Here is a 25068-nt window from a genome sequence, read left to right on the forward strand (position 1 = left end):
GTGGAAGCCACCGACCGCGGCCGACCGTTCATCAGGGCAGCTGCTGTCGCGTTCCCGCGGTGGACTCCCGCGTGTCCAGCCAGTGCGGGGCCGTGTGCACCTCGAACGGCAAGGGCACGTCGGAGCGGATGCGGGCCGCCAGGCACTTCACGGCGAGGGAGGCGATCGCGGCCTTGTCGGGGACCACGGACGTGAGCGACGGGGTGCTGTAGAGCGCCTCGTCGGACCCGTCGATGCCGGCCACGGCGACGTCGTCGGGCACGCTCATCCCGGCTTCGTACAGGGCCCGTTGGGCGCCCACGGCCAGCAGGTCGCTGAAGCAGAACACCGCGTCGGGCCGTACCCCGGCCGGCAGGGCGGCGAGGGCGCGCATCGCCGCCAGGCCGTTGCGGCGGTCGAACTCCCGCACCGAGGGCGCGAGTCGGGGATCGTAGGTCAACCCGGCCTCGTGCAGCGCCCGTTGGAATCCCTCCAGGCGCTGCCGGCTGGTCGCCGACGCCTGTTGGTCGACACCGATGGCGGCGATCCGGGTGCGGCCGAGCGCGATCAGGTGCTCGGTGGCGTCGCGGGCCGCCGCGACGTTGTCGATCAGGACGTGGTCGACCACGACCTGCTCGCGTTCGTAGCTGCGTTCGCCGAGCAGCACGAGGGGGAACTCGTTGGCGACGGCGGCGAGTTCTTCGGGCGGGACCCGCAGGGGCGACAGGATGACGCCGTCCAGCAGTGACGCGCCGACACCGGTGGCCAGGCGCAGTTCCTCCGTCGCGTCCCCCAGCGTCTCCTCGATGAGGACGGTGAGCCCCAGGGCCGCGGCCTCCGCCCGTACGTGCTGGGCGAGCTCCGCGAAGTACGGCGTCGCCAGGTCCGGAACGGCCAGGGCGATCAGCCCGCTGCGCCCGGTGCGCAGCCGGCGGGCCGACGGGTTCGGCCGGTAGCCCAGTTCGTGGACGGCCCGCATCACCCGCTCCCGCGTGGCCTCGGACACCCGTGGCGCATCGCGTACAACGTTGGAAACGGTCTTGATCGACACCCCTGCGCGTTCCGCCACGTCCTTGAGTGTCACCGCTGCCACTGACCGGCTCCCGTCGTCGAAGTTCTCCCAGATTATGCATCGGTTGCCGCCGAGAACCAGTGGTCCGTGCCCGCCCGATCTCATCGCCGACGAAGGGTTGACCTCCGCGACTCACGGCGGTTACAACGTTGGAACACCGATAGAAAGCGGTTGCCCCGCCGGCAGGTCGGGCGAACGCCGCATGTCTGCGGGCCGAGGCCGCTGTCCCACGGGAGAGGCCGACACAGGCCTCGCGCCGACGCCGCCCTCACGCGCTCGCGCCGCCCGCAGTGCCCCGCCCCCGGCTGTCTCACGAGAGGGTCCGCATGTCCCCGCACCGCTCGAACACCCCGTTGCGCACGGCCTTGGTCGGCACGGGAGGGATCGCGCGCTCCAGCCATCTGCCCGCGCTCCGGACGCTGGAGGCCGAGGGCGAGGTGGTCGTCGCCGCCGCGGTCGACGTCGACGAGAGCGCGGTGCGCGCGTGCGCCGACGAGTTCGGGATCCCGTACGCGGCCACGGATCTCGACGCGATGCTCGCCGAAGTGCGCCCGGACCTCGTGGTGCTGTGCACGCCGCCCGCCGTGCACCGGCAGCAGGCCGAGGCGGCCCTGCGGGGCGGCGCGTGGGTGTGGTGCGAGAAGCCGCCCTGTCCGTCCCTGGCGGACTTCGACGCCATCGAGGCGGCGGAGAAGGGCGGCGACGCCGACCCGTACGCCGCCATCGTCTTCCAGCACCGCTTCGGCTCCGGCGCCCGCCACGTCCGCGGACTGCTGCGCAGCGGCGCCCTCGGCCGGCCTCTCGTGGCGCACTGCCAGACCACCTGGTACCGGGACAGCGCCTACTACGCGGTTCCCTGGCGCGGCCGATGGGCCACCGAGGGCGGCGGCCCCGCCATGGGGCACGGCATCCACCAGACCGACCTGCTCCTGGACCTGCTCGGCCCGTGGTCCGACGTGCGCGGCATGGCGGCCCGGCTCGTGCACGACGTCGAGACCGAGGACGTGTCCACGGCGCAGATCCGCTTCGCGAACGGCGCCCTGGGCACCGTCGTCAACAGCGTCCTGAGCCCGGACGAGGTCAGCCGGATCCGGATCGACTGCGCACACGCCACGGTCGAACTGACCCATCTGTACGGCTACCGCAACGCCGACTGGCGCATCACCCCGGCACCCGGCGTCCCCGAGGAGACGGTCGCCGCCTGGCGCGACTTCGGCACCGACGAGCCCAGTTCGCACCTGGCCCAACTGCGCGCCCTCGTCGCCGACATCAAGGCCGGACGGCGCCACGCCACCAGCGGCGCGGGCGGCCGCCAGACCCTCGAGTTCATCACCGCCCTGTACAAGTCCGCGTTCACGGGCGCCCCCGTGCGCGCGGGCGAGATCGGCCCCGGCGACCCCTACTACACCGCACTGCACGGCGGCGCCCCGGGCTGGGCGCCCGCCGCACCGCGCAAGGAAGAGGACCACGCATGACGCTCGCACTGACCCACGCCCACGGCGACCGCATCACCGTGGCCCACGAGGCGACCGGAACCGAGCTGTTCGCCTACGTGTACCGGCCCGAAGCCGCGTGGGAGGCGCCCAAGCCCTACCTCCACCCGCTGCGGACCCTGTCGGGCGGGCTCGTGACCGACTACCGCCCCAACGACCACCGGTGGCACAAGGGGCTGCAGCTGACCGCCTCCCACCTGTCGGGCCAGAACCTGTGGGGCGGGAACACCTACGTGCACGGCGAGGGGTACCTCGCGCTGCCGGAGAAGGTCGGCTCGATGGCCCACATCGCCTTCGACGAGGTGTCGGCCGCGGACGACCGCGTCGTCATCGCCGAGCGTCTGTCCTGGCACCCGCACGACGGCGAGCTGTGGGCTCAGGAGGACCGGCGCATCGAGGTGTGCGACGTCGATCCGCAGGCCGGCAGCTGGTCGCTCTCCTGGACCTCGGCCGTCACCAACCGGCGCGCCGAGCCCCTGCGGTTCGGCAGCCCGACCACCCACGGGCGCCCCGCGGCCGGATACACCGGCCTGTTCTGGCGCGGCCCGCGCGCCTTCCGCGACGGCGAGGTCTTCACCGCCGAGGCCGACGGCGGCGAACCGATGGGCAGCCAGGCCCCCTGGCTGGCGTACGTCGGTGAGCACGACGGCCGCGACGGCCACGCCACGGTCGTCTTCGAGCACGCCCCGGCCAACGACCACGCGGGCGAGCGGGGGACGCACCCGGCGCACTGGTTCGTGCGCAGCGACCCGTTCGCCGCGGTCGCGCCGTCCTGGGCGTTCCACGACGAACTCGTCCTCGCCCCCGGCGAGACCCTCACCCGCGGCTACCGCGTGCACATCGCCGACGGCGCCTGGGACCGCGAGCAGGTCACCGCGCACCTGAAGGACCGGGCGTGGTGAGCGCGACGTACGACGGGTTCCCGGCGGCGGTCGGGGTGTCCCGGCTGCGCGTGTACGACTGGCCCACCGTCGACGGCCTGCCCGGGGGCGGCACCCCGCACCTGCACCTCACCTGCAGCGAGGGGTACGTGGTCACAGCGGGCCGGGGCACCGTGCAGACCCTCACCACCTCCGGCTACCAGGAGACCGCCCTGGAGCCGGGCACCGTCGCATGGTTCACGCCCGGCACGATCCACCGCCTGACCAGCACGGGCGGCCTGGAGATCACCGTCGTGATGCAGAACAGCGGTCTGCCCGAGGCGGGCGACGCGGTGCTCACCCTGCCCCAGGACCTGCTCGCCGACGCCGGGACGTACGCCGACGCGATCCGCGTCCCCGCCGATGTTCCCGAGGCCGAGCAGGTGGAGATCGCGCGCGCCCGCCGCGACCTGGCCACCCGCCGGTTCGTCGAACTGCGCGCCGCCACCGAGAGCGGCGACCCGGAGCCGCTGGCGGCGTTCCAGCGGGCGGCCGCCGCACTGGTCCGCCCCCGGCTGGACGCATGGGAACGCCGCTGGCACCAAGGCGCCCGTGCCGCAGCGACGGCGACTGGCGACCAACTGGCAGCCCTGCGCACACAGGACGAGAGGCATCTGGCCGCGGCGCGGGTCGCCGCGACCGGGCCCACCGCCCGCGGCCGCTTCGGCATGTGCGGCCGGCTGGACGTCTACCCCGGCATCTGACGCCCCTTCACACCCCTGGCCATCCACCTTCCCCCTGTCCCCCCTGTCCCCCCGTCCCCCCGTCCCCTCTGTCAACGTCCACGTCCATTCCCCGGAGGGCCCTCATGCCCGAGCTCCGAAGCGGTCGGCCGCGACCACCGAGCCGCCGGACCGTCCTGGCGGCGGCCGCAGCCGGCCTCAGTACCGCGCTGACCGGCACCCTCTCCGCGTGTTCCACCGCGAGCGGCGGCACGTCCGGAGGCGTCACCCTCAGGTTCTCCTGGTGGGGCAACGACGACCGCGCCGCGCGCACCGAGAAGGCGGTCCGGCTCTTCGAGAAGGAACACCCCGGCGTCACCGTCCGCACGTCGAACGGGGAGTTCGGCGCCTACCTCCAGAAGCTGGCCACACAGGCGGCCGGCGGCGGCGTCCCCGACGTGGTCCAGCTCGACTACCGCCAGGTGTCCCAGTACGCGGGCGGCGACGCCCTGATGTCACTGGACGACGTCATCAAGGACAGCACGATCCGCACGTCCGACATGGACAAGAGCTTCCTGCGCACCGGCACCTACAAGGGCGGGCAGTACGCCCTGCCGATGGGCCGTGGCATCACCGGGTACGCCTATGACTCCGCCGTCTTCAAGAAGGCGGGGATCCCCGCACCGCAACCCGACTGGACCTGGGAGGAATGGGCGGAGGGCAACCGCAGGATCAGCGCCCTGGGGCTGACGTCACCCGACGGCCGCACCGTCGTGGGCTCCAACGACGGCGGGGGCAACGAGGACGTGTTCGAGGACTGGCTGCGCAGCCGCGGCGGAAAGCTCTACGCGAGCCAGACCGAACTCGCCTTCACCGAGAACGACCTCACCGAGTTCTGGACGTTCTGCGACAAGCTCCGCAGGGAGGGCGCCACCGCCCAGGCCAAGGACTCCACCCAGGCCACTAACACCGAGATGAGCCCGATGGGCCGTGGCCTCGCGGCCTCGGACTTCACCTGGGACGCGCCGTTCCCCGGCTATGTGAGCCTCCTCGGCGACGACGTCCACTACGCCCCGGTCCCCACGACCAGCGGCCGCCAGGGCGTCTACTTCAAGCCGAGCATGCTCATCGGCATCGGAGCGCACAGCGCACACCCCGAGGAAGCCGCCCAGCTGATCGACTTCCTCCTCAACGACCCCCGGGCCGGCGACATCCTCGGCTTCTCCCGCTCCACCCCGCCCAACCGGAAGATCGCGACCCGCGTCTCCAAGACCCTCAAGGGCCCCGAGCGGGAGATCTACGAGTACGCACAGACCATGGAGAAGTACGGCGTGGCACCACCGCCGACCGCACCGCCACGCGCCGACCTCGCCATCAACACCGCCTTCGGCCGCGCGTACGAGCGCGTGATGTACGAGCTGACCACGCCCCGCCAGGCGGCGCGCGAACTCATCGACACGGCGAACAGGGAGCTGAGGTCATGAGCACGGTGACGACCAGGGCGCCCGCGCGCGCCGACCGCACCCCGGACCAGCAGCCGGCCGGACGGCGCCGCCGGACCCGTGAACGGCAGTGGCCCGCCTATGTGTTCCTCTCACCATGGATGATCGGCGCGGTCGTGCTGACCCTGGTGCCGATGGCGGTGTCCCTGTACCTGTCCTTCACCGACTACAACCTCTTCGACCCGCCCCGCTGGGTGGGCCTGCGCAACTACACCGAGATGCTCACCGAGGACCCCCGGTACTGGCGGTCGGTCGGCACCACGATGCTGTACGTCGTCGTCGCCGTGCCGCTGAAGCTCGGTCTCGCGCTCGGCGTGGCGATGCTGCTGAAGAACCTCAGCCGGGGCCGCGCCTTCTACCGCTCCGCGTTCTACGCCCCCTCCCTGCTCGGGGCCAGCATGTCCATCGCGCTGGTCTGGCGCGCCCTGTTCAACGACGGCGGCTCGGTCGCGGGCGTCCTCGACGCGGTCGGCATCCACACCGGCGGCTGGGTCGGCGACCCCGACCTGGCGGTGTACGCGGTCGTACTGCTGACCGCGTGGCAGTTCGGGGCACCGATGGTGATCTTCCTGGCGGGGCTGCAGCAGATCTCGCCCGACCTCTACGAGGCCGCCGCGCTCGACGGCGCCGGCCGCTGGCGGCAGTTCGTCTCCGTCACCGTGCCGATGCTGTCCCCGGTCGTCTTCTTCAACCTGGTGCTGGAGATCATCAACTCCTTCCAGGTCTTCACACCGGCCTTCGCCATCAGCGGCGGCAAGGGCGGGCCCGCCGACTCCACCATGTTCTACACGCTGTACCTGTACGAACGCGGCTTCACCGCCTCGCACATGGGCTATGCGGCGGCGATGGCCTGGATGCTGCTCATCGCCATCGGCGCCATCACCCTGATCCTCTTCCGGACGTCCCGGTCATGGGTCTTCTACGCGGACGAGGAGGGGCGGTAACCCGATGAACATCGCCATGAAGCGCTGGCTCCCGCACACGGTCGTGGCCGTCGCGCTGCTCGTCCTGCTCTATCCACTGGTCTGGCTCCTCGCCACGTCCCTCAAGCCGGCCGACGAGGTACTGACCAGCCTCGACCTGTGGCCCAGCCACCTGGAGTGGTCCAACTACACGACGGCCCTGGACGGAGTGTCGGGCATCTCCGTCACCCGGCTCCTCGGCAACAGCCTGCTGATCGCGGGCGGCGCCGTCCTCGGCAACGTCCTGTCCTGCTCGCTGGCCGCGTACGCCTTCGCACGGCTGCGCTTCCGGATGAGCAAGGTGATGTTCGCCTTCATGGTGGCGACGCTGATGCTCCCGCACCATGTCGTGCTGATCCCGCAGTACATCATCTTCAACAAGCTCGGCATGGTGGACACGTACTGGCCGCTGATCCTGCCCAAGTTCCTCGCGACCGAGGCGTTCTTCGTCTTCCTCATCGTCCAGTTCATGCGCGGCCTCCCGCGCGAACTGGAGGAGTCAGCCCGCATCGACGGCTGCGGCGCCTTCCGCACCTACTGGTCCATCACGCTGCCGCTCAGCCGGCCCGCGCTGATCACGACGGCCATCTTCACCTTCATCTGGACGTGGAACGACTTCTTCACGCAGATGATCTATCTGTTCGCGCCGGACAAGTTCACCATCACGCTGGCCCTGCGCAGTTTCGTCGACCAGTCCAGCACCTCCGCGTACGGCCCCATGTTCGCGATGTCGGTGATCTCCGTCCTGCCGATCGTGCTGTTCTTCTTCGTGTTCCAGCGCTATCTGGTGCAGGGCATGGCCACCTCCGGGCTGAAGGGCTGACCTCATGACTCAGGCCACCTCCGTACCGCCCGGGCGGCGCCGGGAACCCGGCGAGGTCTTCGGGTCCGGCTTCAGCCTCTTCGCCGACATGCTGCTCGTCGGCCTGCTCACCAGCGCCGCCTGCCTGCCGGTCGTCACGGCGCCGGCCGCGTTCGCCGCCGCGTCGGCGAGCCTGCGGCGGACCGCGGGCACCGGTGTCCAGATCAGTTTCAGTGCCCACGTCGGCGAGTTGCGCGCACGACTGTCCGCGCGCGCCCTGGCCGTCGGCCTTGTCCCGCCGCTGCTCGTCGTGGTCCTGCTGACCGACACCGCACTGCTGCGCAGCGGGCTGCCCGGAGCCGGTGTCATGGCACCCGCCCTGGCCCTGCTCGCCCTCGGCGTCTCGGTCGTGGGACTGCGCGCGACCGTGCTGGAGGCCCCGCACCAGCTGTCCGCACGGGAGGGACTGCTCCGCTCGGCCGCCGATCCGCGCGGCTCCCTCATGCTGGCCGGCGCGGTGCTCCTGTCGGCGCTCCTTGCCTGGTCGATGCCGCTGATGGTCCCGCTGCTGCCCGGGCCGTTGGCGTTCGCCGCCACCGTCGTCGACCTGCGCGCCACATCGGGCCGGCCGGAGAGCTGAACCGCACGGCGCCCTCCTTCCGCCGTGACCACGTACGACACCACTGGAGTTCACGCATGCCCCACAGCCACCTGGACGCCGCCGGTCACCCGAGGCCGCAGCTGGTCCGCGACCCCGACTGGCGTGACCTGAGCGGTCCGTGGCAGTTCGCCCACGACGACGCGGACCGCGGCCGCTCCGGCCGCTGGATGGACCCGGACACCACCGAACCCTTCACCCGCGTCATCACCGTGCCCCACCCGCCCGAGTCCGAGGCCTCCGGCGTGGGCGACACCGACTTCCACCCCGTGCTCTGGTACCGGCGCACGATCACCGTGCCGAGGCCGGCCGCGGGCCGACGCCTGCTGGTGCACTTCGGAGCCGTCGACCACCGGGCCGAGGTCTGGCTGAACGGACACCCGGTGGGCCGTCACACAGGCGGGCACACGGGCTTCACCTGCGACCTCACCGACGCCGTCGTCGAGGACGGCGAACAGGTCCTCGTGGTCCGGACCGAGGACCAGCCGCTCGACGCCGCGCAGCCCCGCGGCAAGCAGGACTGGCGGCGCGACCCCCACGTCATCTGGTACCACCGCACCTCCGGGATCTGGCAGCCGGTGTGGCTCGAGGACGTCCCGGACCAGCACGTGAGCGTCCTGCACTGGACGCCCGACGTCGCCCACGCCCGCGTCCGGTGCCGCGTCCGCCTCGCCGCGTGGCCGAAGCGACCGCTGCACCTGACGGTGCGGCTCACCCTGGGGGACCGGGTCCTCGCCGAGCAACGGCTGCTGACCGACCTGCAGGAGACCGCGTTCGACATCGCGGTGCCCGCCCTGGGGCACGGGCAGGACCTCGACGACCTGCTCTGGAGCCCCGAGCATCCGCATCTCGTCGACGCGACGGTCCTCGTGAGCGAGAGCGCCGACGGCGCCGACGACACGGCCGTCGACCGTGTCGCCTCCTACCTCGGCCTGCGCGACATCGGGTGGGACGACGGCGTCTTCCTGCTCAACCACAAGCCGTACTTCCTGCGGTTCGCGTTGCAGCAGGGCTACTGGCCCGCGTCGCACCTGTCGGCCTCCGCCGACGCGCTGCGCCGCGACGCCGAACTGGCCAAGGACATCGGTCTCAACGGGCTGCGCATCCACCAGAAGATCGAGGACCCCCGCTTCCTCTACTGGGCCGACCGGCTCGGGCTGATGCTGTGGGAGGAGATGCCGTCGGCGTACGCGTTCGGCACGACGACCGTCGAGCGGGTGGTCGCCGAATGGACCGAGGCGATCTCCCGGGACCTGAGCCACCCCTCGATCGTGGCCTGGGTGCCGGTCAACGAGTCCTGGTCCGTCCCGAACCCGGCGCTCGTGCCCGAGCAACGGCACTTCATGGACGCCCTCTACCACCTGACCAAGGCCCTCGACCCCGCGCGCCCGGCGGTCTCGAACGACGGCTGGGAGATCTCCGCCGCCGACATCTGGGGCGTGCACGACTACACCCAGCACGCGGAGGTGCTGCGCGAGCGCTACGCACGCGGCCCCGGGCGGCGCGGCGAGATCGTCGAGCGGTGGCCGGGCGCCAAGCGGCTCCTCCTGGACGGTGTGCGTCACCAGGGACAGCCCGTGGTCCTCAGCGAGTTCGGCGGGGCCACCTTCGAACCGGCCGAGGGCGCCGAGTGGTTCGGCTACGACACCGTGGCCACGAAGGAGGACTTCGCCGCGCGGCTGGAGTCCCTGGTGCGGGCCGCGGTGGACTCGGGTCTCGCGGGCTTCTGCTACACCCAGTTCACGGACACGGAGCAGGAGATCAACGGCCTGCTGACAGCGGACCGCCTGCCGAAGATCCCGGTGGCCGACCTGCGCGACATCCTCACCCGGACCAGCTCCCTCGGCTCGGACTGACCCGGCCCGCCAATCGGTATACCAAAGACTCGAAGACGTAACGATCACCCTCCTCGCGCGTGCCGACAATGCCCCTGTTTCGTAGCGATATTTGGGGCGTAGGGCGACAGAACCTCCTCGCTGTCCAACTGGCGAAACAGTGGTTCGGTATACCGTGTCGCCCCAATGGCGCGGCCCGACCGGGCGTGCGCCCCTGCTCGTGTAAGGAGGTGTGGTCCCGTGCGTCATCTCCCCGCCGTGCTCGCGGCGGCCGCATTGCTGACGTTCGTCACCGGCTGCGGCTCCCTCGCGCCGCCCGGTGAACAGACCGCCGCGGCGCCCCGGCTCGCCGACACGCGACCCGTCCGCGACGGCGGCACCGCCGTGATCGCGCTCAAGTCCGACCCCGACATGCTCGACCCCAGCCTGACCAGCACGCTCGTCGCGCGAACCGTCTTCACCTCCATGTGCGAGCAGCTCTACGACGTCGACCAGCACAACCGCTTCGTGCCGCAACTGGCCGCGTCCCTGCCGAAGATCACCAACGGCGGCCGGACGTTCACCTTCGACGTGCGCCGCGACGCCCGCTTCAGCGACGGCGCCCGGCTCGACGCCAAGGCGGTGAAGACCTCCCTCGACCGCCACCTCCACCTCGCCGGATCAGGCCGCGCCTCGGAGATCGACTCGGTCGAGAAGGTCGACGCCGTCGGCCCCTACACCGTGCGCCTCACGCTCAAGCACGCGGACACCCCGCTGCTCGGCCGCCTCGCCAACACCGCCGGCCTGATCATGTCGCCCAAGGCGCTCGCCACGTACGGCAAGAAGTTCGCCGCTCACCCGTCGTGCGTCGGACCGTTCAAGTACGACAAGCGCGTGATCGGCGACCGGATCGAGCTGAAGAAGGACCCGCTCTACTACGACGCCGACAAGGTCCACCTCGACGGCGTCGTCTACAAGACCATCACCGACGGCAACATCCGCCTGGCCAACCTCCGCTCCGGCGACGTCCAGATCGGCGACCAGATGGGCCCGGTCGAGGTGCGCAGCGGCATGGGCGACAAGGACCTCCAGCTCCTCAACACGCCCTCGCTCGGCTACATGGCGATCACCCTCAACGTCGGCAACAGCGACGGCATCGACCACAAGCCCGGCCGCGTCGACACCCCCTTCGGCCGCGACGTGCGCGTCCGTGAGGCCTTCGACCTCTCGCTGGACCGCGAGCTGATCAACAAGGTCGTCTTCCAGGACATGTACGAGCCCGCCTGCTCGCCGGTCCCGCCGGGTACCCCGCTCAGCACCCCCGTCACCTGCCCGAAGCGCGATGTCGCCAAGGCCGAGCGGCTGTTGAAGGAAGCCGGGGTGAAGACGCCCGTCCCGCTCGAGTTGATGATCAACACGACGCCGGAGGACAACCGGCTCGGCCAGGTCGTCCAGTCCATGGCCAAGGAGGCGGGCTTCGCGGTGAAGCTGCGTCCCACCGAGTTCGCCACCGGCCTGACCCGCACCCTCGCGGGCGACTTCCAGGCCCGCACCGGCGGCTGGGGCGGGCAGCCCGACCCGGCCGGAAACATCGACAGCCTCGTCGGCACCACCGGCAGCAACAACCAGGGCAAGCTCTCCGACCCCGACATCGACCGGCTCATCGCGGCCGGACGCAGCACGGCGGACGTGGCGAAGCGCCGCGAGATCTACCGCGAACTCACCGCCGCGATCAACCGCCAGCACGGGGTGATCTACCTCTACCGGAACATCAACTACGCCGTCGCCTCCCAGGACGTCAGCGGCATCAAGCTGTCCGGCGACGGCCTCATCCGGGTCAAGGAAGCCGGTTACGTGAAGGCTGGTGGCCAGGGATGACGACCGCACGCAGACTCCTGACCTCCTACCCCGGACGCCGCGTCGGACAGGCCCTGCTCACCATGGTCCTGGTCAGCATCACGGTGTTCGCGGGCGTGCGCGCCATGCCCGGTGACACCGCCCAGGCGCTCGCCGGCGAGCAGACCTCCCCGGAGGTCCTGGCCGCCATCCGCGAGGAGTACGGGCTCAACGACAACATCGCCGTCCAGTACTGGGACTACCTACGCCACGCCGTCACCGGCGACCTCGGCACCTCCGCCCGCAGCGGCCTGCCCGTCCTGGACTCCATCCTCGACGCCCTGCCCATCACCCTCGAACTCGCCGCGCTGGCCCTGTTGCTGGCCGTCGTGCTCGGCATCGGCGCGGGCATCGTCGCGGCCGTGCGCCGTGGGCGCCCCGAGGAGTGGCTCGCGAACGCGCTCGCGCTGCTCGGCATGTCCGTGCCGACGTTCTGGCTGGGCATGCTCCTCGTCCTCGGACTCGCCATCGCCGTACCGGTCTTCGCGGCCTCCGGATTCGTGCCGTTCGGCCAGGACCCGATGGAGAACCTGCGGCGCCTCGTCCTGCCCGCGATCGTGCTCGGCTCGGGCCTGGCCGCCGTCGTCATGCGGCAGACCCGGGCGGCCATGCTCGACGCGATGAGCTCCGACTACGTGCGCACCGCCCGCGCCAAGGGCCTCTCGCAGCGCTCCGTCATCGGCTCGCACGCGCTGCGCAACTCGCTGGTCACCGTCATCACCGTGCTCGGCCTCCAGCTCGGCCAGCTCATCTCCGGAGCCGTCGTCACCGAGCAGGTCTTCGTCCTGCCCGGCTTCGGCAAGCTCACCATCGACGCGGTCTTCACCCGTGACTACGCGATGGTGCAGGGCGTGGTGCTGTTCACCTCGGCCGCGTACATCCTGATCAACCTGCTGGTCGACCTCCTCTACTCGGTCGTCGACCCGCGCATCCGGCTGGGAGGCTCCCGATGACGGCCGTCGACACCGCCGCCGCGACACCCGCGGCCCCCGCCGAGCGGCCCCGCGGCCGCGCCGCCGACGCCTGGCGCACGCTGCGCCGCAACCGGCTCGCCCTGACCGGTGCCGTCCTCGCGGCACTCTTCGTCCTGGTCGCCGTCTTCTCGTCGCTGCTGACGCCCTACGACCCGGCGGCGCCGGACTTCGACCAGGTGCTGGCCGCGCCCAGCTGGTCGCACTGGCTGGGCACCGACGACCTGGGGCGCGACCAGCTCTCCCGGGTCCTGGTCGGCGTGACCGCGTCGATGCAGGTCGGCGTCCTCGCCGTGGTGCTGGCCTTCGTGGTCGCCGTACCACTGGGCCTGCTCGCCGGCTACTACGGACGCCTCGCCGACACGGTGGTCTCCCGGATCACCGACACCATGCTCGCGTTCCCGTTCCTGGTCCTGGCCGTCGGACTCGCCGCCGTGCTCGGCCCGTCGCTGAAGAACGCCACCATCGCCATCGGCATCTCCCAGATCCCGGCGATCGTGCGCATCACGCGCGCCGAGACCCTGCGCCTGAAGCATCTCGACTACGTGGACGCGGCCGTCGCCAACGGCGCGGGCAACGGCACGGTCCTCTTCCGCCACATCCTGCCCAACGCGACCTCGGCACTCATCGTGCAGGCGACCGTCGGCGTCCCGTCCGCGATCATCGGTGAGGCGGTGCTCAGCTTCCTGGGCCTCGGCGTCCAGCCGCCGTCCCCGTCGCTCGGCGTGATGCTCTCCAGCGCCCAGCCGTTCATCGCCGACGCCCCCTGGATGGCGGTCTTCCCCGGCATCGTCATCGTGCTCGCCACACTGGCGTTCAACCTGCTCGGCGACGGCGTCCGCGACATCCTCGACCCCCGTGGAGGCTCCCGGTGACCCTCACCGAACCGTCCCCGACCCGCCTGGGCGAGGGGCAGCCCGTGCTCAGCGTCCGTGATCTGACCGTCTCCTTCGAGGGGCCGGACTCCACGGTCCACGCCGTCGACGGCGTCTCGTACGACCTGAGGGCCGGCGAGGTGCTGGCCGTGGTCGGCGAGTCCGGCTGCGGCAAGTCCGTCACGTCGATGGCGGTCATGGGCCTGCTCCCGTCGACCGCGCGCGTCGGCGGCTCCATCACCCTGGACGGCGAGGAGCTCGTCGGCGCGAGCGAACGCACCCTGCGCTCGCTCCGCGGCCGCCGCCTCTCCATGATCTTCCAGGAACCGATGACGTCCCTGAACCCGGTGCTCACCATCGGGCGGCAGATCACCGAAGTCCTCGTCCGGCACCAGAAGCTGAGCAAGAAGGACGCCCGCGCGCGGGCCGTCGAACTCCTCGACCTGGTCGGCATCCCGGCCCCCGACCGCCGGATCGACGAGTACCCGCACCAGCTCTCCGGCGGCATGCGCCAGCGCGTGATGATCGCCATCGCGGTCGCCTGCGACCCGGCCGTCCTCATCGCCGACGAGCCCACCACCGCCCTCGACGTGACCGTCCAGGCGGGCATCCTCGACGTACTGAAGTCGCTGCGCGACCGGCTCGGCACCGCCATCGTGCTCATCACCCACGACCTCGGCGTCGTCGCCGAGACCGCCGACCGGGTTCTCGTGATGTACGCGGGGCGTCCCGTCGAACAGGCCTCGGTGGACGAGCTGTTCGCCGCGCCCGGCCACCCGTACGCACGCGGTCTGCTCGGTGCCGTGCTGCGGCCCGGCAGCCGGACGGCCGAGGGCCGCAGCCGGCTCAACGAGATCCCCGGTCTCGTCCCGGACCTGCGGACGCAGCCGGACGCCTGCTCCTTCGCGCCGCGCTGCGCGTTCGCCCAGGACGACTGCCGCGCCGGCCGCCCGCTCCTGAGCACCCTGACCGGCACCCACCAGATCGCCTGCCACCACCCGGCGGCGCCCACGTCCGAGGAGGCAACCCGATGACCGGCACGGACACCCCGGTGCTGGAGGTCCGCGCACTGCGGCGCCACTTCCCGGCGGCGACCGGCACCGTCCGCGCCGTCGACGGCGTCTCGCTGACCATCGGCCCCGGCGAGGTCGTCGGCCTGGTCGGTGAGTCGGGGAGCGGCAAGTCGACCGTCGGCCGCTGCGTGGTCCGCCTCGACCAGCCGACCGGCGGCGAGGTAGTCCTCGACGGCACCGACGTCACGACGCTCTCGCCCCGTGCGATGCGGCCGCTGCGCAAGAAGGTCCATCTGGTCTTCCAGGACCCCTCGTCGTCCCTCAACCCGCGTATGACGATCCGTCAGATCGTTGCGGAGCCCATGCGGCTGCACGGCATGGCGAGCAAGGCGGAGGCGGCGCGGCGCGTCGACGAACTGCTGCGCCGGGTCGGACTGCGCCCGGAGCTGGCCGACCGCAACCCCCACCAGCTCTCCGGCGGCCAGCGCCAGCGGGTCTCCATCGCGCGCGCCCTGTCCGTCGAACCCGCCCTGCTGGTCGCGGACGAGCCGACGTCCGCCCTCGACGTCTCCGTGCAGGCCTCCGTCCTCAACCTGCTGTCGGACCTCCAGCGCGAGCGGGGCTTCGGCTGCCTGTTCATCACGCACGACCTGGCGGCGGTCGAGTACCTCGCCGACCGGATCGCCGTGATGTACCTGGGCCGGATCGTCGAACAGGCCCCCGCGGCCGAGCTGTTCGCCGACCCGAAGCATCCGTACACCCAGGCGCTGCTGTCCGCGGCGCCGGTCCCGGACCCCGCGGAGCAGCGCGGCCGCAGCCGCATCGTGCTCGGCGGCGACCTGCCCAGTCCGCTGGACCCGCCGCCGGGCTGTCACTTCCACACCCGCTGCCCGCTGGCCACGGACCGCTGCCGCACCGAGGCGCCGGCCCTGCGCACCCTCCCGTCGGCCGAGCCGGGCGGCGCGCCGCGCGAGGTGGCCTGTCACCTGGTGGCGGAGGACGGCACGGCGCCGAACGCCAAGGAGACGGCAAGCGTCTGAGGCGGTGAGCGCAGACGAAGGGCCGGACCACCGTCGAGGTGGTCCGGCCCTTCGCACGGGTCGGGTCGGGCCGGTCGGCCCGGGGATCAGCCGACCAGCTGGAGCTGGTCCGCGACGACCCGGCCCGCGTGGATCACGGTGCGGTCCGTGCCCCGGTCCATGACGGCCGCGGCCACGCTGTCACCGTCCACCAGGACGAGATCCGCGGCGTCGCCGACCGCCACGCCCGGCCGGTCCGCGGTCGAGGTGAGCCGCTCCAGCGACGGGTCGAGGATCGCGGCACCGCCCCGGCTCGCGACCGCCCAGCAGTGCTCGATCAGCTCGTCCGGGCGGTAGCGGTTGGTGAACGCCAGCTGCCAGGTGCGGTCGAGCATGTCGCCGTTGCCGTACGGCGACCAGTAGTCGCGCTGTCCGTCCTCGCCCAGGCCCACACGGACGCCGGCCCGCGTGAGGTCCGCCAGCGGCAGCGCGTGGGACTGCTGCGCGGGCGCGATGGTCGCCATCGACACGTCCAGCTCCGCGAACTCCTCGATGAGGCGGCGCCGGGTCGCCTCGTCGACGGTGCCCAGCTCGTAGGCGTGCGACAGCGTCACCTTGCCCTGCATGCCGAGCGCACGCGTGCGCTCCAGGATCAGGTCGGTGCTGAACACGCCCAGGTGGCCCGGCTCGTGGAGGTGGATGTCGACCGGCGCCTGGTGGCGCTCGGCGAGGTCGAAGACGATGTCGAGGTGGCGCACCGGGTCCCGGTCGAGGGTGCACGGATCGATGCCGCCGACGACCGCGGCGCCGGAGGCCAGCGCCTGGTCCATCAGCTCCGGAACACCCTTCTCCAGGAGCAGGCCGGCCTGCGGGAACGCCATGATCTCGACGTCCGCCCGGTCCTTGTGGGCCTCCTTGGCGGCCAGCACGCCCTCGAACCGCTCGAGCCCGCAGTCGGCGTCGATCTGCGCGTAGCTGCGCACCCGCGTCGTGCCGCGCTCGATCATGCGGCCCAGCAGGTTGGTGGCCCGCTCGGCGACCGGCGGGTCCTCGCGCCAGTGCTCACGGTCGTTCGACATGAGGCCCCACACCCCGGGCGTCCCGGTGTGCGGGCGGAACGGCAGCCCGATCCGGTTGGAGTCGAGGTGGCAGTGGACGTCCGAGAAGGACGGCATGGCCAGGCGGCCACGACCGTCGACGCTCACCCCGTCGTCCGCGCGGGCCGGGTCGTGCGGCAGCACGGACGCGATGCGGCCCTCGCGGACGTAGATGTCGGAGCTGTCGCCGCCCCAGGGGCGGACGTTCCTGATGAGCATGAGTGGTGACTCCTTGCCGTTCTGTACAGGTGAGGAAGGGAGATCAGGGGGGGGCTACTCGGCCGGCAGCACGTCGGCCAGCGTGGCGAGGGAGGGGGCGCGCCCCCTCTCGATGTGGGTGTACGCGAGGGCGGCGGCGAGGTCCGGCAGGCCGGAGTGGATCGCCGCGCAGATGTCCTGGTGCTCGGAGCACTGCACGCGCTGGTCGCGGTCCCCGGTGAGCGTGAACACCCACTGGACCAGGCCGAGGGAGGGCTGCAGCGTGGTCCGCAGCATCCGGTTGCCCGTGAGGGCCACGATCTCGGCGTGCAGCGCGGTGTTGGCGGCCGGGATCTCCCGCACCGCCGCGCGCCGGGTGGCGTCCTCCGCGGCCTCCATCAGCTGACGCAGCCGTACGGTGCTCCCGCCCGCGGCGGCGACCTGCGCGGCCCTGCGGGCGGCCAGCACCTCCAGGCTGAGCCGGAGGTCGAACAGTTCGTCCACGTCGCGCAGGGTGAGCCGGCGCACCGATGCGCCGCGGCGCGGGGAGAGCTCGACGAGGCCGTCGGCCGCGAGCCGGGACAGCGCCTCGCGCACCGGGACGCGCGAGTACCCGAGCGCCTCGGACAGGTCGCGCTCCCGCAGCCGTGCGCCGGGCGGATGGACGCCCGCCAGGATGGCGGCACGCAGGGTCCGCGCGACACGGTCGACGTGGGACATACCGCCGTCCTGGTGCTGCTCGTTCACGCGGTCGGCTCCTCGAAGGCCGGGAACGTGGGCGGGAAGAGCGCGTCGGCGCCGCGTCCGAGCACGTCCCGCTCGCCGTAGGCCGCCCGCATCGTGTCGAAGAGTGCCTGGGCGCGGCGCCGCAGCGCCTCGGTGTCGACGCCGGGCAGCGCTCCGTCGACGAGGACGGGGCGGCCGTTCACCACGGAGTGCGTGGCGCTGCGGGCACTGCCGTTCAGGAGCAGGGTCCGCACGGGATCGTCGAGGACGCCGTCGCGGATGTCGTCGAGCCGGAACGCGACGAGGTCGGCGCGGGCGCCGGGTTCCAGGCGGCCCAGGTCGTCGCGGCCCAGCGCCCGCGCGCCGCCGAGCGTGGCGGCGTCGACGTAGGCCTCGGCGGGCGCGGCGTCGGCCCGTCCGTCGACCACCTTGGCGAGGTGCACGCCGGTGTCCATGCCCCGGACGAGGTCCGGCGGGAACGAGTCGGTGCCCAGGCACAGGTTGATCCCGGCGCGGCGGTACGTGCCGAAGGAGTGCAGCACGCTGCCGTACCGCAGCGAGGTCTGCGGGCAGTGCACGACGGAGACCCCGGCGGCGGCGAGCGTGGCCAGGTCGCCGAAGTCCTCACCGTGCACCGAGGGGTGGCGGTCGATGACGATGCCGTGCGGCACCAGGAGCCTGGTCCCCAACAGGCCGACGCGGTCCAGGAGTTCGAGCGGCGTGCAGCCGTGGAAGCGGCGCACGAGCGCGCGTTCCAGCGTCCCCTGGAGGCAGTGCAGGCGCACCGGGACGTCCCGGCGCGTCGCGAGATCGGCGGTGGCGCGCAGGAGTTCGGGGGTGAGCGTCTCGATGCGGCACGGCAGCAGGGCGCCCCGCACGAGCGGGTCGGCGAGGTCGTCGACGTGGTCGAGGAAGCGCTCGGCGTCCCGCAGCCCGGCGCGGCCCCGCTCCTCGTCGAACACGACGTCGCGGTGTCCGTCGGGGTGGACCACGTGCACTCCGGAGCGGTAGCTCGGTCCCAGATAGCCGCGCAGCCCGATCCGCCGGGAGGCGTCGGCCATGGCGACGAACTCGTCGAACGTCTCCGCCCATGCGCTGTGCACCTCGGAGGCGATCGGCATGTACGTGGTGATGCCGTGCAGGGCCAGTTGCACCAGGGCGTAGAAGCGGATCACCGAGCGCTCTTCGGGCGTGAACACGTCGCGGCTGCGGGCGGCGTACTCCCGCGACCACTGGAGTCCCGGGGCCCGCTCGGGCGAGGCCCAGGAGTCGAGGAGGAGGTGGTCGATGTCGCCCAGCGCGTCGAGATCGATGAGCCCGGGCATGACCAGGCGGTCCCCGAGGTCGAGGTCCTCGTCGAGCGGGCCGGTCCAGCCGCGCCCGACATGGACGAGCGTGTCGTCCTCCCAGACCACCTCGCCGTCGCGCAGCAGGACGTGGTGCCCGTCCTGGTGGGCGAGGACGTGGGCGGCACGCCAACGGGTACGCACGAAGGCCCTCCTGGCGGTCGCTCGCCGGGCGGGAGCCCGGCCATCGGCATCGGCTGCGGTACGGCCGTCGGCCACGCGCCGATGCGACCCTAACATTTGGCATACCAAGATGGAGCGCCGTGTGGTTTCGGTCGGTAAGAATGTCCGGCTAAGCGGTAATTGGCGCATGAGAAAGGGGGCTTCCTTGTGTCATTCGGTATACCGTGAAGCGAGATGCTGGAGCGCCTCCGGATCTCGACGCTCCGCATACGGTCACGACGTCACCGGGCCCCGCCCGTACCCGGCTCGGCAGGGAGCGGATCGCCCTCGCGACCTGCGATGCGAGAATGACGGCATGACAGGCGCTGAGGAATTCACCCCCGAGTCGGAGCGGGTCATGCGTACCCTGCGTGACCAGATCATCGACGGGACGAGGGCGCCCGGCAGCAAACTGGTCGAGCGCGAGATCGCCGCCGAGCTGGACGTGAGCCGGCTGCCCGTCCGTGACGCCCTGCGCGACCTGGTCAACGAAGGGCTCGTGACGCCGCGTCCGCGCACCTGGGCCGTCGTCCGGGAGTTCACCGCCTCCGACATCTCGGACCTCGGCGAGGTCCGGTCCGCACTCGAGGTCCTCGCGTTCCGGCTCGCCGCTCAGCGCCGCACGCGTGCCGGTCTCGCCAAGCTTCGCGTGGACCTCGACGCCGAGCTGGCGGCCGCCGCCAAGGGGGACGGCGCGGCGGCCCGCCGGGCCGCCGCCGACTTCCACGAGACCGTCACCGAACTCGCCGACAACGCCCTGCTCGACGAGCTCAACGAGACCCTGCGCAGCCGCATGCGCTGGCTCCTCGGGCAGCACGACGACTTCGCCGTCGTGGCCGGTGAGCACCGCGAGCTCTACCGGGCGATCGAGGCGCGGGACGTGGCCCGCGTCGAGGAACTGGCCGTACGGCACCTGGAGACCAGCGAGACCGTGGCCGCGGAGCACCAGCGCAGGGCGACGGCGGAGCAGTAGCCGCCGGGCGGGGGAGTGTCAGGCGCCGCTTCCGCCGTAGCGCGGGAGGCCCGGCATCCGCAGGGCGAGGACGGCCAGGAACGCGACGAGGAGCAGTGCGCTGAGGAAGGTGGTCGTGGCCACCCCCGCGTACTGCGCCGCCGCGCCGAGCCCCAGCGACGACAGGGGCATCACGCCGATGGCCAGTTCCTGGACGCCCAACGCGCGGCCCTGGACCGACGGTTCGGTCGTCATCAGCAGCAGCGTCGTCTGCAGCACGCCGAACGAGGCGCTCAGGACACCGATCCCCGCCATCAGCGCGAACGAGACCGCGACCTGATGCGACAGGGCGAACAGCGCCCACAGGGTGGCCCACCCGGCTGTCCCGAACACGAACAGGCCCCCCTTGAAACGGAAGTCGCCGAGTGCGGCGATCACCAGGGAGCCGACGAGTCCGCCGACGCCGCCGCAGGTCAGCAGCCAGCCGAGGCCGTCGGCGTCCAGCCCGAGCGACTCCTTGGCGAAGACCGGCATGAACGCCTGGTGGATCGGCCACAGCAGGACGTTCGCCGCGAGCGTGACACCGAGGACGGCCGCGGTCAGCCGGCTGCGCAGGACCGTCCGCAGCCCGGTGACGAGCATGGCGACCACCGGTTCGGCGGGAGCGTCGCGCCGGGCGGCGCGGTCCGCATGGCGCAGCGGCCAGAGGGCGAGCAGGGACACCGCGTACCAGGCGCTGGAGATCCACAGGGCGGCCGGGGCACCGAACGCGCTGATCATGGCGCCGCCGAGCGCGGGTCCGACGACCTGCGTCATGTTCATCGCCATCGCGTTCAGCGCGTTGGCATTGCTCAGATTGCGGCGGCCCACCAGGTGCAGGACCAGCGCGGACCGGGAGGGCTGCGAGGGCGACTGCGCCAGACCGATGGCGAGACCGCCCAGCACCAGGGCCCAGTAGGGCACCTGGGTCAGGGACTCGAGCCCCGACACGGTGACCGCCGCGGTCAGCGCCCAGACGCACGCCACGGTGAGCAGCCGGACGCGGTTGTAACGGTCGGAGAGGACCCCGGCGAACGGCCCCAGGAGCATGGGCGCGAGGCGCGCCGCGGTGAAGACGGCGAGCAGCAGCTCGGAGCGCGTCGTCTCGAAGACGATCCACCCCAGGACCATCGTCTGGATCCACGCCCCGCCGAAGAAGAACACGTTGGACACCCACAGGGCGCGGAACCCCGGGCTGTCACGGAGCGAGGCGAACGGCCCCGTCCGGCCGACGGCTGGGGGCGACGGGGGTGCGACCATCGGGTTCTCCCGCGGCACGGTGCTGCTCCTCTCCCGGAGGGCGCGTGTCCCCGCCGGTGCGTCCGGTCGGAGCACGGCCACCGGCTCTCCATTGGTATACCGAATAGCCTGTAGCGTCCGTGCCTCACTGCTGGACGTAGACGATGCCCTCCGGCACGTCGGACCGGATCTCCGTGCCGACCCGCCGCTCCATCAGGTCGTCCAGGCGCTCCAGGGGGCCGATCAGCGCGCGGCCGCCCGCCTCGGCGACCCGCACGGCCGCGTCGACCTTCGGTTTCATCGAGCCCTCGGCGAACGCCAGCCGGGCGAGACCCTCCGGTGACGCGGTGAGGATGTCGCGCTGTTCGGGGGTGCCCCAGTTCTCGCTGACGAAGTCGCCGTCGGTGAGCATGATCAGCATGTCGGCCTTCAGTCCGGCGGCGAGCGCGGCGCTGGCCGCGTCCTTGTCCACCACGGCCTGCACGCCGATCTGCCGGCCCTTGGCGTCGGTGCGCACCGGAACGCCGCCGCCGCCGACGCAGACCACGAGCGTGCCGTGGTCCAGCAGATTGCTGACCAGCGGCGCCTGCATGATGCGGAGCGGCTCGGGGGAGGGGACCACGCGCCGGAACGCCCCGCCGTCGCGGGCGATCGTCCAGCGGTACTCGGCCGCGGCCTCGGCGGCGTCCTGCGCCGAGTAGGTCGGACCGATCAGCTTGGTCGGACGCTCGAAGGCCGGGTCCGCCTCGTCGACCTCGGTCGTGGTGATGACGGCCGCCACCTCGCGTTCGCCGACCAGCGCGTTCGAGAGCTCCTGCTGGATGACGTAGCCGATCATGCCCTGCGTCTCCGCGCCGAGGATGTCCAGCGGGTACGCCGCCACGTCCTGGTAGGCCAGGTTCTGCAGGGCGAGCAGGCCGACCTGGGGACCGTTGCCGTGCGTGATGACGACCTCGTGCTCACGGGCCAGCCCGGCCAGCGCCTGGCATGCGCCGCGGACGTTGGCGCGCAGGTGGTCCGCGGTCATGGGCTCCCCGCGCCGAGCGAGAGCGTTTCCTCCGAGGGCGACGACGATGCGCATGCGTAGGTCCCTTGCTGGTACTTGTGTTCGCTTACGAGAGGCTGAATGGTATACCAATGTGGGCGAGCCGATCGGTCGTCCGTCGGTGCGTGCGCGGGACGCGGAAAGGGGCGCGGGATGGTCCACGGCGAGCTCGTCCCGCCGCGCGAGGTGCGCGTGCTCTCGGGGGACGCGGAACTCCTCGACCGGCTGACCGCCCTCACCGGCCGGGGCACCGTCCACTCCGTCTTCACCCGCGTCGTCAACGTGCTCACCCCGCGCGGCGAACTGATCGCGCTCACCGCACGGGACGCGGCCGACGCCCCCAGAGCGCTCGTCGTGGACGTGGCGAACTGGGCGGGACAGGGCCTCGTGCCGGGCCACGGCGTGACGTTCACGGACCAGTGCCTCGAACTCGACATCCCGCGCCACCCTCTGCGCCTGACGCCCGCGGGCGCCCGCGCCTGGCGACCCGTCGCACCCTCCCTCGCCCATCTCTCCCCGGGCGGGTTCGCGGCCGCCGCCGCCCGCCTCGACGACCTGAACCGGATGCACGGCCCCCGCGGCGGCATGCTCGGCCCGGTCCCGGGCGCCGGCCCCATGGAAGCCGCCGTCGCGGCCGCGCTCGACGAGGGACGCACCGCACTCGTCGCAGCCCTGCGCGACAGGAACGACGCCGCGATCCGCCGCGGCATCCTCGCCCTGCTGGGCCTCGGCCCCGGACTCACCCCGGCCGGGGACGACTTCCTCACCGGCCTCGCCCTGCTGGCCGCGCTCCCCGGCAGCGGGCTCGCCCCCCTCCTCCCGGCCCTCCGGGACACCCTGGACGAGCACCCCGGACGCACCACGGACCTCTCCCTCGCGACGCTTGCGGAGGCCGCGAGCGGTCGTGTCCGGTCCGAACTCATCGACGTACTGCGGCAGTTGGCCGACGAGAGCCGGTCGCCGCGGGCACTGCACGTTCCTGTCCACGCGGTGCTGGCCATCGGCCACACCTCGGGCAGCGACACCCTGTCCGGCCTGGCGGCCGGGCTCCACCTGGAAGAAGAACTGCGAGGTTCGCTGTGAGCACCACAGCAGTCGTACGGAAGAACACGTACTACGACTCCGTGTCCCTGATGTCCGTCTCGACCAGGGCCAACGGCCTGGACGGGGTGGACCAGGCGTTCACCGCCATGGGCACCGAGATGAACAAGGGGGTCCTGGACAACCTCGGCCTGCTCACCGACGAGCTGCGCGCGGCGGGCAACGGGGACCTGATGATCGTCCTCGTCACCGCCGAGGACGCCGACGCCCAGGCCCTGCTGGAGCAGGTCGAGGACCTGCTCCAGCGCAAGGCGCCCGCCTCCGCACAGGCCGGCGCGGTCACCCACCGGACCGTCACCGGCGCCGCCGAGGCCATCGAAGGCGCGAACCTCGCCGTCATCGCGGTCAACGGCGCCTACGCCGCACGCGAGGCCCGCAAGGCCCTCGAAAGCGGCCTGCACGTGATGCTGTTCAGCGACAACGTGCCCGTCGAGGACGAGGTCGCCCTCAAGCAACTCGCCCACGAAAAGGGCCTGTTCATGATGGGCCCGGACTGCGGCACCGCCATCATCAACAACGTCGCCCTGTGCTTCGGCAACAAGGTGCGGCCCGGCAGCATCGGTCTCGTCGCCGCCTCCGGCACCGGCTCGCAGGAGGTCAGCGTCCGGGTCCACGCCCTCGGCGGCGGCATCTCGCAGCTCATCGGCACCGGCGGCCGCGACCTGAGCGAGGAGGTCGGCGGCATCATGATGACCGACGGCATCCGCGCCCTCGCCGCCGACCCGGCCACCGACGTCATCGTCCTCGTCTCCAAGCCCCCGGCGCCGTCGGTGGAGAAGAAGGTCCTCGCCGAGGTCGCCGCCGCGGGCAAGCCCGTCGTCGTCTACTTCATCGGCGGCTCCCAGGACGCGGTCGAGGCCGCCGGCGGGCACTTCGCCGGCAGCAGCCTCGACGCGGCCCGCCAAGCCGTCCGGCTCGCCGACGTCGAGCAGCCCGCCACCGAGGAGTTCGACGCCGAGGCCGCAGCGGCGGAGGTGACGGACCGCCTCGCGCCGGGCCAGCGCTACGTCCGAGGCCTCTTCTGCGGCGGCACGCTCTGCGACGAGACGATGTACGCGGTCCAGGACGCGGGCGTCGAGATCTTCAGCAACATCCAGAAGGACCCGGCCCGCCGGCTGACCGCCGCCGGCCCCAGCACCGGCCACACCTTCCTCGACTTCGGCGACGACGACTTCACCAACGGCCGCCCCCACCCGATGATCGACCCGGCGCTGCGCCTCGAGCGGCTCGTCCAGGAGGCCGGTGACCCCGAGGTCGCCGCGATCGTCATGGACTTCGTGCTCGGCTTCGGCGCCCATGAGGACCCGGTCGGCACCACCCTGCCCGCCATCGAAGAGGCGCAGCGGATCGCCGCCGAGGCCGGCCGCCACCTGGAGATCGTCGCGTACGTCCTCGGCACCGACCTGGACACCCCCTCCGTCGCCGACCAGAGCGCGGCTCTGCGGGCCGCCGGAGTCACCGTCACCCGCAGCAGCACCGAGACGGGCCGGTTCGCCCGCGAGATCGCCCGGAAGGCCAAGTAGTC

Annotated in this window: 22 protein-coding genes; 16 read left to right on the forward strand and 6 right to left on the reverse strand. The window is 72.1% G+C overall.

Features of this window, described 5'->3' with window-relative positions; translation table 11 throughout:
- Nucleotides 1-31 precede the first annotated feature (31 nt).
- The gene (locus ACQUQD_RS38595) at nucleotides 32-1072 is read right to left on the reverse strand and encodes a LacI family DNA-binding transcriptional regulator (protein ID WP_428956883.1); all 1041 of its coding nucleotides are present in this window, start codon (nucleotides 1070-1072) and stop codon (nucleotides 32-34) included.
- A 305-nt stretch (nucleotides 1073-1377) separates the two neighbouring features.
- On the opposite strand from ACQUQD_RS38595, the gene ACQUQD_RS38600 reads away from it, so the two are divergent.
- The 13 genes from ACQUQD_RS38600 to ACQUQD_RS38660 all read left to right on the forward strand — a co-directional run bounded on the left by ACQUQD_RS38600 (nucleotide 1378) and on the right by ACQUQD_RS38660 (nucleotide 15659).
- A complete protein-coding gene (locus ACQUQD_RS38600; RefSeq protein ID WP_428956884.1) occupies nucleotides 1378-2526 on the forward strand; it encodes a Gfo/Idh/MocA family protein in 1149 nt (382 codons plus the stop codon).
- Nucleotides 2523-3446 carry a PmoA family protein gene (locus ACQUQD_RS38605; RefSeq protein WP_428956885.1) on the forward strand — a complete coding sequence of 308 codons (924 nt, stop codon included), beginning with the start codon at nucleotides 2523-2525 and terminating at the stop codon, nucleotides 3444-3446. The genes ACQUQD_RS38600 and ACQUQD_RS38605 overlap by 4 nt, the downstream gene beginning before the upstream one ends.
- The gene (locus tag ACQUQD_RS38610) at nucleotides 3440-4168 is read left to right on the forward strand and encodes a cupin domain-containing protein (protein WP_428956886.1); all 729 of its coding nucleotides are present in this window, start codon (nucleotides 3440-3442) and stop codon (nucleotides 4166-4168) included. Before ACQUQD_RS38605 ends, ACQUQD_RS38610 begins: the two co-directional genes overlap by 7 nt.
- A gap of 104 nt (nucleotides 4169-4272) precedes the next feature.
- Entirely contained in the window at nucleotides 4273-5610 is a 1338-nt protein-coding gene (locus ACQUQD_RS38615; RefSeq protein WP_428956887.1) for an ABC transporter substrate-binding protein, read from the forward strand.
- On the forward strand, nucleotides 5607-6572 hold the full coding sequence (locus tag ACQUQD_RS38620) for a carbohydrate ABC transporter permease (RefSeq protein ID WP_428956888.1): 966 nt from the start codon (nucleotides 5607-5609) through the stop codon (nucleotides 6570-6572). Before ACQUQD_RS38615 ends, ACQUQD_RS38620 begins: the two co-directional genes overlap by 4 nt.
- Nucleotides 6573-6576: 4 nt before the next feature.
- Nucleotides 6577-7413 (forward strand): carbohydrate ABC transporter permease, encoded by an 837-nt coding sequence (locus ACQUQD_RS38625; protein ID WP_428956889.1) that lies wholly within the window; start codon nucleotides 6577-6579, stop codon nucleotides 7411-7413.
- A gap of 4 nt (nucleotides 7414-7417) precedes the next feature.
- Nucleotides 7418-8032 carry a hypothetical protein gene (locus ACQUQD_RS38630; RefSeq protein ID WP_428956890.1) on the forward strand — a complete coding sequence of 205 codons (615 nt, stop codon included), beginning with the start codon at nucleotides 7418-7420 and terminating at the stop codon, nucleotides 8030-8032.
- Between the two features lie 56 nt (nucleotides 8033-8088).
- A complete protein-coding gene (locus ACQUQD_RS38635) occupies nucleotides 8089-9906 on the forward strand; it encodes a glycoside hydrolase family 2 protein (protein WP_428956891.1) in 1818 nt (605 codons plus the stop codon).
- 219 nt (nucleotides 9907-10125) lie between these two features.
- Nucleotides 10126-11742: an ABC transporter substrate-binding protein gene (locus tag ACQUQD_RS38640; RefSeq protein ID WP_428956892.1), complete on the forward strand. Its 1617-nt coding sequence runs from the start codon at nucleotides 10126-10128 to the stop codon at nucleotides 11740-11742.
- Nucleotides 11739-12713, forward strand: a complete 975-nt coding sequence (locus ACQUQD_RS38645) for an ABC transporter permease (RefSeq protein WP_428956893.1) — start codon at nucleotides 11739-11741, stop codon at nucleotides 12711-12713. Before ACQUQD_RS38640 ends, ACQUQD_RS38645 begins: the two co-directional genes overlap by 4 nt.
- On the forward strand, nucleotides 12710-13606 hold the full coding sequence (locus ACQUQD_RS38650) for an ABC transporter permease (RefSeq protein ID WP_428956894.1): 897 nt from the start codon (nucleotides 12710-12712) through the stop codon (nucleotides 13604-13606). Before ACQUQD_RS38645 ends, ACQUQD_RS38650 begins: the two co-directional genes overlap by 4 nt.
- Nucleotides 13603-14640: an ABC transporter ATP-binding protein gene (locus tag ACQUQD_RS38655; protein WP_428956895.1), complete on the forward strand. Its 1038-nt coding sequence runs from the start codon at nucleotides 13603-13605 to the stop codon at nucleotides 14638-14640. The genes ACQUQD_RS38650 and ACQUQD_RS38655 overlap by 4 nt, the downstream gene beginning before the upstream one ends.
- Nucleotides 14637-15659, forward strand: a complete 1023-nt coding sequence (locus ACQUQD_RS38660; RefSeq protein ID WP_428956896.1) for an ABC transporter ATP-binding protein — start codon at nucleotides 14637-14639, stop codon at nucleotides 15657-15659. Before ACQUQD_RS38655 ends, ACQUQD_RS38660 begins: the two co-directional genes overlap by 4 nt.
- A gap of 86 nt (nucleotides 15660-15745) precedes the next feature.
- Here the strand turns inward: ACQUQD_RS38660 and ACQUQD_RS38665 are convergent, their stop codons facing one another.
- Genes ACQUQD_RS38665 through ACQUQD_RS38675 form a run of 3 tightly spaced genes read right to left on the reverse strand, consistent with a single transcriptional unit; the run spans nucleotide 15746 to nucleotide 19149 of the window.
- Nucleotides 15746-16954 (reverse strand): amidohydrolase, encoded by a 1209-nt coding sequence (locus ACQUQD_RS38665; protein ID WP_428956897.1) that lies wholly within the window; start codon nucleotides 16952-16954, stop codon nucleotides 15746-15748.
- Between the two features lie 54 nt (nucleotides 16955-17008).
- A complete protein-coding gene (locus ACQUQD_RS38670) occupies nucleotides 17009-17653 on the reverse strand; it encodes a GntR family transcriptional regulator (RefSeq protein ID WP_428957761.1) in 645 nt (214 codons plus the stop codon).
- A gap of 23 nt (nucleotides 17654-17676) precedes the next feature.
- Nucleotides 17677-19149 (reverse strand): chlorohydrolase family protein, encoded by a 1473-nt coding sequence (locus ACQUQD_RS38675; RefSeq protein WP_428956898.1) that lies wholly within the window; start codon nucleotides 19147-19149, stop codon nucleotides 17677-17679.
- 334 nt (nucleotides 19150-19483) lie between these two features.
- Between ACQUQD_RS38675 and ACQUQD_RS38680 the strand changes: the two genes are divergently transcribed.
- Nucleotides 19484-20140 (forward strand): GntR family transcriptional regulator, encoded by a 657-nt coding sequence (locus ACQUQD_RS38680; RefSeq protein ID WP_428956899.1) that lies wholly within the window; start codon nucleotides 19484-19486, stop codon nucleotides 20138-20140.
- Between the two features lie 18 nt (nucleotides 20141-20158).
- Here the strand turns inward: ACQUQD_RS38680 and ACQUQD_RS38685 are convergent, their stop codons facing one another.
- Together ACQUQD_RS38685 and ACQUQD_RS38690 are read right to left on the reverse strand one after the other, a co-directional pair.
- Complete coding sequence (locus tag ACQUQD_RS38685; protein WP_428956900.1) at nucleotides 20159-21436, reverse strand: MFS transporter; 1278 nt, start codon at nucleotides 21434-21436, stop codon at nucleotides 20159-20161.
- Between the two features lie 106 nt (nucleotides 21437-21542).
- Nucleotides 21543-22478 (reverse strand): carbamate kinase, encoded by a 936-nt coding sequence (locus ACQUQD_RS38690; RefSeq protein ID WP_428956901.1) that lies wholly within the window; start codon nucleotides 22476-22478, stop codon nucleotides 21543-21545.
- 117 nt (nucleotides 22479-22595) lie between these two features.
- Between ACQUQD_RS38690 and ACQUQD_RS38695 the strand changes: the two genes are divergently transcribed.
- Entirely contained in the window at nucleotides 22596-23525 is a 930-nt protein-coding gene (locus tag ACQUQD_RS38695) for a DUF2877 domain-containing protein (protein WP_428956902.1), read from the forward strand.
- On the forward strand, nucleotides 23522-25066 hold the full coding sequence (gene fdrA, locus ACQUQD_RS38700; RefSeq protein ID WP_428956903.1) for an acyl-CoA synthetase FdrA: 1545 nt from the start codon (nucleotides 23522-23524) through the stop codon (nucleotides 25064-25066). The genes ACQUQD_RS38695 and fdrA overlap by 4 nt, the downstream gene beginning before the upstream one ends.
- Nucleotides 25067-25068: the final 2 nt, after the last annotated feature.

The sequence above is a fragment of the Streptomyces sp. cg35 genome, from assembly GCF_050410835.1.
GTDB lineage: Bacteria > Actinomycetota > Actinomycetes > Streptomycetales > Streptomycetaceae > Streptomyces.

Bases quoted from the DNA above. Each gene is read 5' to 3' on its own strand.
- ACQUQD_RS38600 (WP_428956884.1), top strand. From the start codon at position 1,378: ATGTCCCCGCACCGCTCGAACACCCCGTTGCGCACGGCCTTGGTCGGC.
- ACQUQD_RS38605 (WP_428956885.1), top strand. From the start codon at position 2,523: ATGACGCTCGCACTGACCCACGCCCACGGCGACCGCATCACCGTGGCC.
- ACQUQD_RS38615 (WP_428956887.1), top strand. From the start codon at position 4,273: ATGCCCGAGCTCCGAAGCGGTCGGCCGCGACCACCGAGCCGCCGGACC.
- ACQUQD_RS38620 (WP_428956888.1), top strand. From the start codon at position 5,607: ATGAGCACGGTGACGACCAGGGCGCCCGCGCGCGCCGACCGCACCCCG.
- ACQUQD_RS38625 (WP_428956889.1), top strand. From the start codon at position 6,577: ATGAACATCGCCATGAAGCGCTGGCTCCCGCACACGGTCGTGGCCGTC.
- ACQUQD_RS38630 (WP_428956890.1), top strand. From the start codon at position 7,418: ATGACTCAGGCCACCTCCGTACCGCCCGGGCGGCGCCGGGAACCCGGC.
- ACQUQD_RS38635 (WP_428956891.1), top strand. From the start codon at position 8,089: ATGCCCCACAGCCACCTGGACGCCGCCGGTCACCCGAGGCCGCAGCTG.
- ACQUQD_RS38645 (WP_428956893.1), top strand. From the start codon at position 11,739: ATGACGACCGCACGCAGACTCCTGACCTCCTACCCCGGACGCCGCGTC.
- ACQUQD_RS38650 (WP_428956894.1), top strand. From the start codon at position 12,710: ATGACGGCCGTCGACACCGCCGCCGCGACACCCGCGGCCCCCGCCGAG.
- ACQUQD_RS38660 (WP_428956896.1), top strand. From the start codon at position 14,637: ATGACCGGCACGGACACCCCGGTGCTGGAGGTCCGCGCACTGCGGCGC.
- ACQUQD_RS38665 (WP_428956897.1), bottom strand. From the start codon at position 16,954: ATGCTCATCAGGAACGTCCGCCCCTGGGGCGGCGACAGCTCCGACATC.
- ACQUQD_RS38670 (WP_428957761.1), bottom strand. From the start codon at position 17,653: ATGTCCCACGTCGACCGTGTCGCGCGGACCCTGCGTGCCGCCATCCTG.
- ACQUQD_RS38680 (WP_428956899.1), top strand. From the start codon at position 19,484: ATGACAGGCGCTGAGGAATTCACCCCCGAGTCGGAGCGGGTCATGCGT.
- ACQUQD_RS38690 (WP_428956901.1), bottom strand. From the start codon at position 22,478: ATGCGCATCGTCGTCGCCCTCGGAGGAAACGCTCTCGCTCGGCGCGGG.
- ACQUQD_RS38695 (WP_428956902.1), top strand. From the start codon at position 22,596: ATGGTCCACGGCGAGCTCGTCCCGCCGCGCGAGGTGCGCGTGCTCTCG.